At 59.4% G+C, this 12,432-nt stretch carries 11 protein-coding genes; 5 read left to right on the forward strand and 6 right to left on the reverse strand.

Translation table 11 applies throughout. The features are described from left to right. Positions 1-12 precede the first annotated feature (12 nt). Together EV102420_RS05085 and EV102420_RS05090 are read right to left on the reverse strand one after the other, a co-directional pair. A complete protein-coding gene (locus tag EV102420_RS05085) occupies positions 13-999 on the reverse strand; it encodes a CobW family GTP-binding protein (RefSeq protein WP_042389681.1) in 987 nt (328 codons plus the stop codon). 131 nt (positions 1,000-1,130) lie between these two features. Next, on the reverse strand, positions 1,131-2,597 hold the full coding sequence (locus EV102420_RS05090) for a mannitol dehydrogenase family protein (protein WP_042389683.1): 1,467 nt from the start codon (positions 2,595-2,597) through the stop codon (positions 1,131-1,133). A 208-nt stretch (positions 2,598-2,805) separates the two neighbouring features. On the opposite strand from EV102420_RS05090, the gene uxuA reads away from it, so the two are divergent. Beyond that, positions 2,806-3,996, forward strand: coding sequence for a mannonate dehydratase (uxuA, locus tag EV102420_RS05095; RefSeq protein WP_042389685.1), 1,191 nt, complete (start codon positions 2,806-2,808; stop codon positions 3,994-3,996). Positions 3,997-4,058: 62 nt separating this feature from the next. Here the strand turns inward: uxuA and yeiP are convergent, their stop codons facing one another. After that, positions 4,059-4,631 carry an elongation factor P-like protein YeiP gene (gene yeiP / locus EV102420_RS05100; RefSeq protein WP_042389687.1) on the reverse strand — a complete coding sequence of 191 codons (573 nt, stop codon included), beginning with the start codon at positions 4,629-4,631 and terminating at the stop codon, positions 4,059-4,061. A 168-nt stretch (positions 4,632-4,799) separates the two neighbouring features. On the opposite strand from yeiP, the gene EV102420_RS05105 reads away from it, so the two are divergent. After that, positions 4,800-5,054: a YkgJ family cysteine cluster protein gene (locus tag EV102420_RS05105; protein WP_042389689.1), complete on the forward strand. Its 255-nt coding sequence runs from the start codon at positions 4,800-4,802 to the stop codon at positions 5,052-5,054. On the opposite strand, the gene setB is transcribed toward EV102420_RS05105, so the two are convergent. After that, positions 5,051-6,232 (reverse strand): sugar efflux transporter SetB, encoded by a 1,182-nt coding sequence (gene setB, locus EV102420_RS05110; protein WP_042389691.1) that lies wholly within the window; start codon positions 6,230-6,232, stop codon positions 5,051-5,053. The two genes, EV102420_RS05105 and setB, sit on opposite strands and share 4 nt — an antisense overlap. A gap of 369 nt (positions 6,233-6,601) precedes the next feature. On the opposite strand from setB, the gene fruB reads away from it, so the two are divergent. From fruB to fruA, 3 genes are read left to right on the forward strand one after another with little or no spacing between them, the layout of a single operon-like run. Beyond that, entirely contained in the window at positions 6,602-7,732 is a 1,131-nt protein-coding gene (gene fruB / locus EV102420_RS05115) for a fused PTS fructose transporter subunit IIA/HPr protein (protein WP_042389693.1), read from the forward strand. Beyond that, a complete protein-coding gene (gene fruK, locus EV102420_RS05120; protein WP_042389694.1) occupies positions 7,732-8,670 on the forward strand; it encodes a 1-phosphofructokinase in 939 nt (312 codons plus the stop codon). Before fruB ends, fruK begins: the two co-directional genes overlap by 1 nt. 15 nt (positions 8,671-8,685) lie before the next feature. Continuing rightward, the gene (fruA, locus tag EV102420_RS05125) at positions 8,686-10,383 is read left to right on the forward strand and encodes a PTS fructose transporter subunit IIBC (RefSeq protein WP_042389697.1); all 1,698 of its coding nucleotides are present in this window, start codon (positions 8,686-8,688) and stop codon (positions 10,381-10,383) included. Positions 10,384-10,445: 62 nt separating this feature from the next. Here fruA and nfo read toward each other — a convergent pair whose 3' ends face one another. Together nfo and EV102420_RS05135 are read right to left on the reverse strand one after the other, a co-directional pair. Next, complete coding sequence (gene nfo, locus EV102420_RS05130; RefSeq protein ID WP_042389699.1) at positions 10,446-11,303, reverse strand: deoxyribonuclease IV; 858 nt, start codon at positions 11,301-11,303, stop codon at positions 10,446-10,448. 75 nt (positions 11,304-11,378) lie between these two features. Next, the gene (locus tag EV102420_RS05135; protein WP_042389701.1) at positions 11,379-12,425 is read right to left on the reverse strand and encodes a YeiH family putative sulfate export transporter; all 1,047 of its coding nucleotides are present in this window, start codon (positions 12,423-12,425) and stop codon (positions 11,379-11,381) included. Positions 12,426-12,432: the final 7 nt, after the last annotated feature.

Here is a 12,432-nt window from a genome sequence, read left to right on the forward strand (position 1 = left end):
AAAGCCGCAACGTTAATCGCTATCCGCTAAACGAAGCTTCAACAGAGCGGACTGAAGCGCATTCCAGTCCACGTCACCCTCCGCAATCAGCTCAATGCGGCTGTCCGGCGGGGCAACGCTTTGCGTCTCAATATGGAAATCGTCGCCCTGGCGATTGATACGTACCAGCCCTTCGGCAATGCGCATCACGCCTTTGACCCGTCCAACCGGGGCCAGGCGCGCCCACTCCAGAATGCCCACGGTATCAAACTGCGTTTCGGCATCAAAAATCCAGCCGCAGGCCTGATGACCCTGACCGCTGTTCAGGCTGCGCCGCCAGCGCTGGTGGGCGGGCAGGTTCAGCGCCGCTAGCCCCTTTTTCTCCGCGTGGCCGTGGCTGTGCTCGGCGCTGACGGGCAGCGCGCGACGGTTGCGGCGAGGCAGATCCAGCAGCGCCGGGTCAATCTCACCTTGAGTGGCGGTAAGCAGCTGGCGATCGCCGCCGAACTGCTGCCACCACTGGGCCAGCGCCGCCTCGCTTTCCGAGGTGGCGCGATCGCTTTTATTCGCCACGATAATATCCGCCGCCGCCAGCTGATCGCGGAAGTTCTCGTTGCTGACTGCTTTTTCATTCAGCAGCTGGCGCGGATCAAGCAGGCAGAGGGTGGCGCGCAGGTCGATCCACGGCTCATACACTTCCGCCGTCAGGATATCGAGGATCTGCTTCGGATGGCCCAGACCGGTGGGCTCAATCAGCAGGCGATCGGGTTTACCCTGGCGCAGCAGGGTATTCAGCCCCACCTGCATTGGCAGGCCGTTGACGCAGCACATGCAGCCGCCGGGGATCTCTTTGAGCAGTGCGCCGCTCTCCGCCATCAGCGCGCCGTCGATGCCGACTTCACCAAATTCATTGACCAGCACGGCCCACTTCTCGCCCTCTGGCTTGTTTGCCAGCAGATGCAATATAGAGGTGGTTTTGCCGGTGCCCAGGAAGCCGGTAATTAAATTGGTCTTAGTCACATTCACTCCAGAAATAGTCCCGCCCGATAAAAGGCGTAAAAACGATCTCATCATCCTGGCGAAAAAAGAGTGAAAAGAGAAGGGTCAACGCGGACGGGAGCATTTTCCGTCCGCGGTAAAGGCAGGAAAAGTTAATTCTGTAGCGTAGCGATCGTTGCCTGATGCGCGCCCTGGGTGGCGATGCGCTGCCAGGCCGTTTCGATACCGGAGACAAAGGCCGGGTTTTGCGCCAGGTCGCTGGCAAAGATTTCGCTGAGCGAGAGCAGGGCGGTGACGCGCTCCTGCTCGCTGCTCTGGGCGACCTTCTCGCGGAAGGTGGCCGCCAGCGGATCGCGCACGTCTATAGCGTTGCCCGCGTCATCGACGCCGCTGACGTAGCGCATCCAGCCCGCGACGCCCAGCGCCAGCAGCGACCAGGGGGTTCCACGCTCCAGATGCAGGCGAATACTCTCCAGCATGCGCTGGGGGAGCTTCTGGCTGCCGTCCATCGCAATCTGCCAGGTGCGATGCTGTAGCGCCGGGTTGGCAAAGCGCGCCAGCAGGCTCTCGGCATAGTCAGTGAGATCGACGCCGGTAATGCGCAGCGTGGGTGCCTGCTCATCCAGCATTAGACGGCGGGCAGCGGCGCGGAAATGCGCGTCGGCCATACAGTCGTTGATGTGGGCAAAGCCTGACAGGTAGCCGAGATAGGCTAAAAAGGAGTGGCTGCCATTGAGCATCCGCAGCTTCATCTGCTCCCAGGGCAGGACGTCGTCGACCATCTGCACGCCTGCGGCTTCCCACTCAGGACGCCCGGCGACGAAGTTATCTTCAATCACCCACTGGATAAACGGCTCACAGCTGATAGCGCAGGGATCTTCTACCCCCAGCACCTCGGCAATCTCGGCCAGCGAGGCGTCGGTGGCCGCGGGCACAATGCGATCGACCATCGTGCCGGGAAAACTTACCTGCTCGCCGATCCACGACGCCAGCTCGGCAGAGCGCTGCTGGGCCATCCCCAGCACGGCGTTTTTAACCACGTGGCCGTTGTCGGGAATGTTGTCGCAGGAGAGAACGCTGAAGGGAGGCAGGCCCCGCTCGCGGCGGCGGGAGAGTGCCTCAACCAGAATGCCCGGCGCGGAGTGCGGCTCCTGCGGGTTTTGCAGATCGTGCATGATACGTTCGTTGCGGGTATCCAGTTTGCCAGTGGCGGGATCGATGCAGTAGCCTTTCTCGGTGATGGTCAGGGAGACAATGGCGACCTGCGGCTCGCAAAACTTCTCAATAATGGCCGCCAGCGAGTCGAGCTTGGCATTAAGACACTCCTTTACCGCACCAACGATAATGGCCTGGTTGCCCTCTGCGCCTTTCTCCAGCACGGTAAACAGATGATCCTGCTCCCGGAGCTGGGTCATTAAGGTGTCGCCGCTAAACAGGCTGATCTCGCAGATCCCCCAGTCGCCGCCCCGGGCGTTCAGCACCCGATCGGTTAACAGCGCCTGATGGGCGCGATGAAACGCGCCAAATCCGAAGTGGACAATGCGCGAGCGCAGCGCCTGACGATCGTACTCTGGCCGTTGAACGCTGTCCGCGAGGGCAACAGAGGCAATATTTTTCATGACCAATACACCTGATTAACTAATAATTAACAAAATGCAGTGTAAAGTTATATGACAGCAAATTAAATTGGTGTGCCTCAAAAATCTGCGGAACGTGAGCTGGATCAATCAAAGCTAGCGGACCAATTGACCCTAATCGGGAAACATGTATGGTAGTCGTCATCTGTATGAGCCATATTGGTATAACAACTTTATGTGAGGTTAGGCGATGGAACACACCTGGCGTTGGTACGGTCCGAACGATCCGGTTTCTCTTGATGATGTGCGTCAGGCAGGCGCAACGGGCGTGGTCACTGCGCTGCACCATATTCCTAACGGTCAGGTTTGGCCGGTGGAAGAGATCAAACAGCGCCAGGCGCTGCTGGCCGAAAAAGGGTTAACCTGGTCGGTGGTTGAGAGCATCCCGGTGCACGAAGAGATCAAAACCCACAGCGGTCAGGTTGATACCTGGATTGCCAACTATCAGCAGAGCATCCGTAATCTTGCCGCCTGCGGCATTGATACCGTCTGCTACAACTTTATGCCCATCCTCGACTGGACGCGTACCGATCTGGAGTATGCGCTGCCGGACGGCTCCAAAGCGCTGCGTTTCGATCAGATCGCCTTTGCCGCTTTTGAGCTGCACGTTCTGAAGCGCAACGGCGCAGAAGCGGACTACAGCGAAGAGGAGCAGCGCCAGGCCAAAGCCTGGTTCGACAACGCCAGCGAGGCTGAAATCGACAAGCTGACCCGCAATATCATTGCTGGCCTGCCAGGAGCGGAAGAGGGCTACACCCTGGATCAGTTCCGCGCTCGCCTGGCGGAGTATGATGGCATCAATAAAGCGCAGCTGCGGGAAAACATGGCCGTCTTTCTGCGGGCCATTGTTCCGGTGGCAGAAGAAGCTGGCGTGCGCCTGGCGGTACACCCGGACGATCCGCCGCGCCCGATCCTCGGTCTGCCGCGCATTGTCTCTACCATTGAAGATATGCAGTGGCTGAAAGAGACCGTGGACAGCATCAACAATGGCTTTACTATGTGCACCGGCTCCTACGGCGTGCGCGCCGATAACGATCTGGTGAAGATGGTGGAAACCTTTGGCGATCGCATTCACTTCACCCACCTGCGCTCGACCTGTCGGGAAGAGAATCCAAAAACCTTCCACGAGGCGGCGCATCTACAGGGCGACGTGGATATGGTGTCGGTAGTGAAAGCGATTTTGACCGAAGAGCAGCGCCGCAAACAGGCGGGCGACCTGCGTCCGATCCCGTTCCGTCCGGATCACGGTCATCAGATGCTTGACGATCTGCGTAAGAAAACCAACCCGGGCTATTCGGCGATTGGTCGCCTGAAGGGAATGGCGGAAGTGCGCGGCGTAGAGCTGGCGCTGAAGCAGGTGATGTTCCGCGATTTATTATAAGTCTGACGTAGGCCGGGTAAGGCGTTCGCCGCCACCCGGCATTTTTAATGCCGGGTGGCGTTTTAATCCGCGCGGCCCATGTAGCGGCTCTCTTCGATGTGAATGCGGATCTTCTCGCCGGTCGTCAGGTATTCAGGCACCTGGATCACCAGACCGGTGCTCAGGGTCGCCGGCTTGGTGCGTGAGCTGGCCGATGCGCCTTTAATGCCCGGTGCGGTTTCCACAATCTCCAGATCCACCGTTTGCGGCAGCTCCAACGCCAGCAGCTGGCCATCCCACGTCAGAACCTGCATATCCGGCATACCGCCTTCTGGAATAAACTGCAGCTCTTCTTCAATCTGCTCTTTGGTGAAGATATACGGGGTGTAGTCCTCTTTATCCATAAAGACGTACTCGTTGCCATCCACGTAGGAGAAGTCAACGAAGCGACGAGTCAGGGTCACGGTATCTACAATGTCATCGCCCTTGAAGCGCTCTTCCACTTTCATCCCGGTACGGACGTCGGCGAAACGCATTTTATAGAGGGTGGCTGCACCGCGGGCGCTAGGGGATTGAATATCGATATTTTTAACAATCAGCAGCTTGCCGTTGTAGTTCAATACCATACCTTTTTTAATTTCGTTCGCTCTTGCCATGATGGATCCTGTGCGGGAAAAGTGGAAAAAATATCGCGACAAAGTACTCGCGAGGGGCGCAGTTGGCAAGCCTCTTCGCCAGGTTTTGCATCTTGACTACAAAAAGTGTTAGCGTGCGGCAAAAGGTCGGCATTTGCTGCGCGATCGTTCGCTAAAAGAGAGTCGTTTATGGAGTGTCGCCCGGACTGCGGAGCCTGCTGTACCGCCCCGTCAATCAGTAGTCCTATTCCTGGGATGCCCAACGGCAAACCGGCCAACACGCGCTGCGTTCAGCTCTCGGCGGATAACCTCTGCAACATCTTCGGTTCGCCCCTGCGCCCGAAGGTCTGTTCCGGCCTACAGCCGTCGCGGGAGATGTGCCTTACCAGCCGCGACGCGGCGATGACCTGGCTGCTTGAGCTCGAAGCGGCAACCGCACCCTAAACGTCCTTAATCCGCGCCAGGCAGACGGCGGCGATCAGCACCATCACCAGTGCGAACCAGAATACGGCGTGGTAGTTCCAGAGCTCTGCCACAATCCCTGCCAGCGAACCGGCGATGATCCAGCCTACGCGCGTGGTGTTGGTATAGAGCGTGGTGGCGGCCCCGGCCTGGCCCGGCATCAGATCCTGGAAGTAGAGCATGCCAATCCCCGCCAGAATGCCGATATAGATGGCGTTCAGCAGCTGGAGGGCCAGCAGCAGGGCAGGAGTATGCACCGTCAGCATCCCGATATAGAACAGCAGGCCGCCCACGACCGCAATACGCATCAGGAAGCGTTTACCGAAGCGCTTTGCGTAGTAACCGGCAATCAGCATCGTCGGGATCTCCAGCCCGGCGGCGGTGCCCATCATCACGCCAGCCAGCTTCTCCGGCAGGTGCAGCTCATCAATGATAAACAGCGGCATATTGATAATGTAGAGGCTGTTGGTGCCCCACATCAGGGTGCAGATGGTGAACAGCAGCAAGGCATCGCGGCGGTTGGTGCGCGGGGCCTCTACTACGCCACTGGCGAGGCGCGGCTCTTTGCGCATGGCAGGCAGGAAAAGCCAGACCATCACGCCGCAGACGATAAAAGCGACCCCCGCGCTGAGGTACATAGCGGTAAAGCCAAACCCCATCGCCAGGGCGTAGGCTAGCGGCGGGCCAATGACCCATGCGAGTGACACCTGAGCGCGCAGTATCGAGCTGAACATCACCGCTTCCCGGCCGGTTTGGTCAGCGTGCTCGCGGGCGAGGGCAAACATCTGCGGGTTGGCGGTAGAGCCAAAGCTGCTCAGAAAGACGCCGATAAACAGCAAAATAAAGTAGTTGCGGTTCCAGGCAAACAGCACGCAGGCCAACATACCGAGCAGGCAGCAGAAAACGATCAGATTTTTGCGGCTCCCTTTGCGGTCGGATCGCCCGGCCAGAAACTGGCTCACCAGAATGCCAATCACCGCGCTGCCGGTGAAGAAGAAGCCCACCATCGCCGGACGAGCTTGGACCTCGTTGGTTAAAAACAGGCTCAGGGTTGGGGTCTGTAACGCCCCGGCGATACCGGTTAAAAAGGCAACGATCAGGAATGCGGCAGAGGTGAAATCAACGGGTCTGTGGGCGGCGTCAGCAGGGGAAGTTTGCATCTTTTACTAATGTTTAGGATAGAGAGACGCGGAGTTTACGCCGCTGGAGCAAAAATAGACAGCCATCACGCCGGATTTTGCCACAAAAAATCAAAACGCTATTTTGAAATAATTATCATTAAAGCTGACGTTGCTGAAACATGGCCTTAAAAGCGGGTTTTTGTTCAGCAGCGCGTCGGCAGGTGTTAAAGAAATGTGCATTAGCTCTAAGTTTTTGCAGCCCAATGACGAGTTTCCTTGATCCCTTAGGCGGTCTGAGCAAGACTTCGTGAAACGTTTCAGCGTCATCTGCGCGATCGTTCCCGCATCGATGACGCTCCATTTCACCAGCTAGCTGAAACGATTCAAGTTCAGCAGGAGTGGAGATTCATGTTCCAGTTATCCGTTCAGGACATCCATCCGGGCCAGCAGGCCGGTAATAAAGAAGAGGCGATTCGCCAGATCGCGGGCGCGCTGGTGCAGGCGGGCAACGTGGCTGACGGCTACGTGGCTGGCATGCTTGCCCGTGAGCAGCAGACCTCAACCTTCCTCGGCAACGGCATCGCTATTCCGCACGGCACCACCGATACCCGCGACCAGGTGCTGAAAACCGGGGTGCAGGTCTACCAGTTCCCGCAGGGCGTCCTGTGGGGGGAAGGGCAGGTGGCCTACGTTGCTATCGGCATCGCGGCCAGCTCTGACGAACATCTGGGCCTGCTGCGTCAGCTGACCCACGTTCTGAGCGACGACGACGTCGCAGCCCAGCTGCAATCCGCTACCACCGCGGAAGAGCTGCGCGCCCTGCTGATGGGTGAAAAGCAAAGCGCTGGCATGAAGCTGGACAATGAAACGCTGATCCTTGACGTCGCGGCCAGCGATCTGGTGACGCTCCAGGCGCTGAACGCCGGACGCCTGAAGGAGGCCGGGGCGGTTGACGTAAACTTCGTGACCCGCGCCATCAGCGAACAGCCGCTGAACCTCGGCCAGGGGATCTGGCTGAACGACAGCGCCGAAGGCAATCTGCAAAGCGCTATCGCCGTCAGCCGGGCGGCAAACGCCTTTGACGTGAACGGCGAGCGCGCAGCGTTGCTGGTGAGCGTTGCAATGACCGACAACGGCCCGGAAGCGGTGCTGAAGCGTCTGGCTGACATGCTGCTGGCGAATAAAGCCGATCGCCTGCTGTCCGCTGATTCCGCCACGCTGCTGGCGCTGCTGACCAGCGATGACGCGCTGAAGGCTGACGTGCTGAACGCCGAGTTTGTCGTACGCAATGAGCATGGCCTGCACGCCCGTCCGGGTACGATGCTGGTCAACACCATTAAACAGTTTAACAGCGACGTTACCGTTACCAATCTGGACGGCAGCGGCAAGCCTGCCAACGGTCGCAGCCTGATGAAGGTTGTGGCGTTGGGCGTGAAGAAGGGCCATCGCCTGCGCTTTACCGCCCAGGGCGAGGATGCTGAACAGGCGCTGAAGGCGATTGGCGACGCCATCGCAGCCGGTCTGGGGGAGGGCGCATAATGAGCAGACGTGTAGCTACCATCACCCTTAACCCTGCCTATGACCTGGTCGGATTCACCCCGGAAATTGAACGCGGTGAAGTCAACCTTGTGCGGACTACCGGCCTGCATGCTGCAGGGAAAGGGATCAACGTTGCCAAAGTGCTTAAAGACTTAGGCATTGACGTCACCGTCGGCGGGTTCCTCGGTAAAGATAACCAGGATGGCTTCCAGCAGCTGTTCAGCGAGCTGGGCATTGCCAACCGTTTCCAGGTGGTGCAGGGCCGTACCCGCATCAACGTTAAGCTGACCGAAAAAGACAGTGAAGTTACCGATTTCAACTTCTCCGGTTTTGAAGTGACGCCGGCGGACTGGGAACGCTTTGTCGCCGACTCCCTGAGCTGGCTGGGCCAGTTCGATATGGTCTGCGTCAGCGGCAGCCTGCCAGCTGGCGTGAGTCCAGAAGCCTTTACCGACTGGATGACGCGCCTGCGTAGCCAGTGTCCTTGCATCATCTTTGACAGCAGCCGGGAGGCGCTGGTCGCCGGGCTGAAGGCCGCGCCGTGGCTGGTGAAACCGAACCGTCGCGAGCTGGAGATCTGGGCCGGGCGTAAGCTGCCCGAGCTGAAAGATGTGATTGAAGCCGCTCATGCCCTTCGCGAGCAGGGAATTGCCCACGTGGTGATCTCGCTGGGCGCAGAAGGGGCGCTGTGGGTTAACGCTTCAGGCGAATGGATCGCCAAACCGCCGTCAATGGAGGTGGTAAGCACCGTTGGCGCCGGGGATTCGATGGTTGGGGGGCTGATCTACGGCCTGCTGATGCGTGAGTCCAGCGAGCATACGTTACGCCTTGCGACCGCAGTCGCGGCGCTGGCCGTGAGCCAGAGTAACGTTGGCATTACCGATCGTACCCAGTTAGCCGCGATGATGGCGCGTGTTGACTTAAAACCTTTTAACTAACAGCAGGAGAGCATAATGAAAACGCTGCTGATTATTGACTCCGCGCTTGGACAGGCTCGCGCTTACATGGCGAAAACCCTGCTGGGTGCGGCGGCACAAAAAGCAAATCTGCAATTCATCGACAACCCGAATGAAGCGGAGCTGGCGATCGTGCTCGGCTCCAGCGTGCCAAACGACAGCGCCCTGACCGGCAAGAAAGTGTGGCTCGGCGACGTGAACCGCGCCGTCGCGCATCCGGAGCTGTTCCTCAGCGAGGCGAAAAGCCATGCTGCGGTCTACAGCGCACCGGTTGCCACTGCGTCAGCAGCCGCTCCGGCGGCAAGCGGTGGCGTGAAGCGCATCGTGGCGGTGACCGCCTGCCCGACCGGTGTAGCACACACCTTTATGGCGGCGGAAGCGATCGAAACCGAAGCCAAAAAACGCGGCTGGTGGGTAAAAGTCGAAACCCGTGGCTCCGTGGGGGCTGGCAACGCCATCACCCCGGAAGAGGTGGCCGAGGCGGATCTGGTGATCGTGGCGGCAGATATCGAAGTGGACCTGGCGAAATTTGCCGGTAAGCCGATGTACCGCACCACCACCGGGCTGGCGCTGAAGAAAACCGCGCAGGAGCTGGATAAAGCCCAGGCGGAAGCCAAGCCTTACCAGCCTTCTGGCAAAGCCCAGGCGGCGACGGAAGGGAAGAAAGAGGGCGCGGGCGCGTACCGTCACCTGCTGACCGGCGTCTCCTATATGCTGCCGATGGTGGTCGCGGGCGGCCTCTGTATCGCTCTGTCGTTTGCTTTTGGTATCGAAGCGTTTAAAACCCCTGACACCCTGGCCGCTGCGCTAATGCAGATCGGCGGCGGCTCGGCGTTCGCGCTGATGGTGCCGGTGCTGGCCGGTTACATTGCGTTCTCTATTGCCGACCGTCCGGGTCTGACCCCAGGTCTGATTGGCGGTATGCTGGCCGTCAGCACCGGCTCCGGCTTTATCGGCGGTATCATTGCGGGCTTCCTCGCAGGCTACGTGGCGAAGGCGATCAGCCAGAAGCTGAAGCTGCCGCCGAGCATGGAAGCGCTGAAGCCTATCCTGATCATTCCGCTCTTCTCCAGCCTGGTGGTTGGCCTGGCGATGATCTACCTGATCGGTAAACCGGTTGCGGGCATCCTGACCGGCCTGACCCACTGGCTGCAAACCATGGGTACGGCGAATGCGGTCCTGCTGGGGGCGATCCTTGGTGGCATGATGTGTACCGACATGGGCGGTCCGGTTAACAAAGCGGCCTATGCCTTTGGCGTTGGCCTGCTGAGTACCCAGACCTACGCACCGATGGCCGCTATTATGGCCGCGGGCATGGTACCGCCGCTGGCAATGGGTATCGCAACGATGGTTGCCCGTAAGAAGTTCGACAAGGGGCAGCAGGAGGGTGGCAAAGCCGCGCTGGTGCTGGGCCTATGCTTCATCTCCGAAGGGGCGATTCCGTTTGCCGCGCGCGATCCGATGCGTGTGATCCCCTGCTGTATCGTGGGTGGTGCGGTGACCGGGGCGATCTCCATGGCGATTGGCGCGAAGCTGATGGCCCCGCACGGCGGTCTGTTTGTGCTGCTGATCCCGGGTGCTATCACACCGGTGCTGGGCTATCTGGTGGCCATCGTTGCCGGTACGCTGCTGGCGGGTCTGGCCTACGCCTTCCTGAAGCGTCCGGAAGCAGAGATGGCAGTGAAAACCGCGTAACACGTGCGGGATCAAAAAGGGCAGCCCACGGGCTGCCCTTTTTTACGTCTGGCGTTCGCGCATCAAACTGTGGCTGTCTGCACCTGCTGCGCCTTCAGCCACGCAATCTCTTCACCCCAGATATCTGAGTCAATGGTTTCCAGGATCAGCGGAATACCGTCGAAGCGGGCATCCTGCATGATCCAGCTGAAGGCCTCGTGGCCAATATTGCCTTGGCCCAGGCTGTGATGGCGGTCAACGCGGCTGGCGAAGGCGCTTTTGGCATCGTTGAGGTGCATACCGCGCAGATACTGGAAGCCGACGATCCGCTCGAATTCAGCAAAGGTTTTTTCACAGGCCTCGCTGCCGCGCAGATCGTAGCCTGCCGCAAAGGCGTGACAGGTATCGATGCAGACGCCGACGCGGGATTTATCCTCCACGCCGTCGATAATCGCCGCCAGATGCTCAAACTTAAAGCCGAGGTTGCTGCCTTGACCAGCGGTGTTTTCAATCACTGCCGTGACGCCCTCGGTTTTATCCAGCGCGATGTTGATCGACTCGGCGATGCGCGCCAGGCATGCTTCCTCCGGGATCTGCATCAGGTGGCTACCGGGGTGGAAGTTCAGCAGGGTCAGCCCGAGTTGCTCGCAGCGCTGCATCTCGTCAATAAAGGCTTCCCGCGACTTCTCCAGCGCCTCGGCTACCGGGTGCCCGAGGTTAATTAAATAGCTGTCGTGGGGCAGGATCTGGCCCGGACCAAAGCGGTGTTTTTCACAGGCGGCTTTAAACTCGTTGATGGTTGCGCCACTGAGCGCCGCTGCCCGCCACTGGCGCTGGTTTTTGGTAAACAGGGCAAACGCAGTGGCCCCGATCTCTGCCGCCCGCACGGCGGCGTTAGCCACGCCGCCCGCCGCGCTCACGTGCGCGCCAATAAATTTCATCTACTACTCCTGTAAAACCCGCAGGTAAAAGCAAAGGCGTATGATAGCGGGTTAGCCGCAGCAGAATGTAGTGATTTATGCCATGACGTAATGCACCGCCAGGTTGATGACGCCGCCGCCGACAATCAGCCAGATAAAGAGCAGCAGTGCCATCAGCAACGGCCGCGCGCCCGCTTTGCGAATTGCGCTAACATGGGTCGTGACGCCCAGCGCCGCCATGGCCATCGCCAGCAGCAGGGTGTCCAGCGTCACCAGCATATCGACAGCAGCTTTCGGCAGCAGGCCAAAGGAGTTAAACACCGCCACGGCAATAAACAGAAGCGCAAACCACGGAATGGTAATCTTGCTGCGTTGGCCGCCGTTAGCCGGGGCCAGCTGCTTCACGCGGGCAGCAAGCAGGATCAGAAACGGTGCCAGCATCATCACACGCAGCATTTTAGCGATGACCGCTGCGCTCTCGGTCTCCGGGTTAACGGCGTGGCCTGCCGCAACCACCTGAGCAACCTCGTGCATCGTCGAGCCTATGTAGATGCCGTAGCTTTCCGGGGTAAACCAGTGGGCCAGCAGCGGGTAGATGGCCGGGTAGAGGAAAATAGCCAGCGTGCCGAAAATCATTACCGTGGCAATGGCTACCGTGACCTTGCTGGACTCGGCTTTTAGAACCGGCTCGGTGGCCAGCACCGCTGCCGCGCCGCAGATGCTGCTGCCTGCGCCGATCAGCCAGCTGGTGTGCTTGTCGAGGCCGAACACTTTTTGGCCCAGCAGGCACGCCAGTAAAAAGGTGCTGGAGAGCGTCAGCACGTCTATCACGATACCGCTGACGCCGACGTCAGCAATCTGCGAGAACGTCAGGCGAAAGCCATACAGAATGATCCCCAGCCGCAGCAGGTGTTGTTTGGCAAACACAATCCCGCTCTCGCAGGGCCGCCCAATCTGCGGATAAAGAGTGTTACCGAGCACCATCCCGATTAAAATAGCCAGCGAAAGGGCGCTAAAACCGGCACCGGAAACGGCAGGGATGGTGCCGCTCCACAGCGCCACGCCCGCCACGGCAGCGCTTAGCGCCAGGCCCGGCACCAGATGTCCTACGCTACGATGATGTCTTAATGTCAGTTCAGCCATAACCTTC

This window comes from Pseudescherichia vulneris NBRC 102420 (genome assembly GCF_000759795.1).
Classification (GTDB): Bacteria; Pseudomonadota; Gammaproteobacteria; order Enterobacterales; family Enterobacteriaceae; genus Pseudescherichia; species Pseudescherichia vulneris.

What these genes read in the sequence shown, in the direction of transcription:
- EV102420_RS05090 (WP_042389683.1), bottom strand. Translation starts at nt 2,597, where the DNA reads ATGAAAAATATTGCCTCTGTTGCCCTCGCGGACAGCGTTCAACGGCCA.
- uxuA (WP_042389685.1), top strand. Translation starts at nt 2,806, where the DNA reads ATGGAACACACCTGGCGTTGGTACGGTCCGAACGATCCGGTTTCTCTT.
- yeiP (WP_042389687.1), bottom strand. Translation starts at nt 4,631, where the DNA reads ATGGCAAGAGCGAACGAAATTAAAAAAGGTATGGTATTGAACTACAAC.
- EV102420_RS05105 (WP_042389689.1), top strand. Translation starts at nt 4,800, where the DNA reads ATGGAGTGTCGCCCGGACTGCGGAGCCTGCTGTACCGCCCCGTCAATC.
- setB (WP_042389691.1), bottom strand. Translation starts at nt 6,232, where the DNA reads ATGCAAACTTCCCCTGCTGACGCCGCCCACAGACCCGTTGATTTCACC.
- fruB (WP_042389693.1), top strand. Translation starts at nt 6,602, where the DNA reads ATGTTCCAGTTATCCGTTCAGGACATCCATCCGGGCCAGCAGGCCGGT.
- fruK (WP_042389694.1), top strand. Translation starts at nt 7,732, where the DNA reads ATGAGCAGACGTGTAGCTACCATCACCCTTAACCCTGCCTATGACCTG.
- fruA (WP_042389697.1), top strand. Translation starts at nt 8,686, where the DNA reads ATGAAAACGCTGCTGATTATTGACTCCGCGCTTGGACAGGCTCGCGCT.
- nfo (WP_042389699.1), bottom strand. Translation starts at nt 11,303, where the DNA reads ATGAAATTTATTGGCGCGCACGTGAGCGCGGCGGGCGGCGTGGCTAAC.
- EV102420_RS05135 (WP_042389701.1), bottom strand. Translation starts at nt 12,425, where the DNA reads ATGGCTGAACTGACATTAAGACATCATCGTAGCGTAGGACATCTGGTG.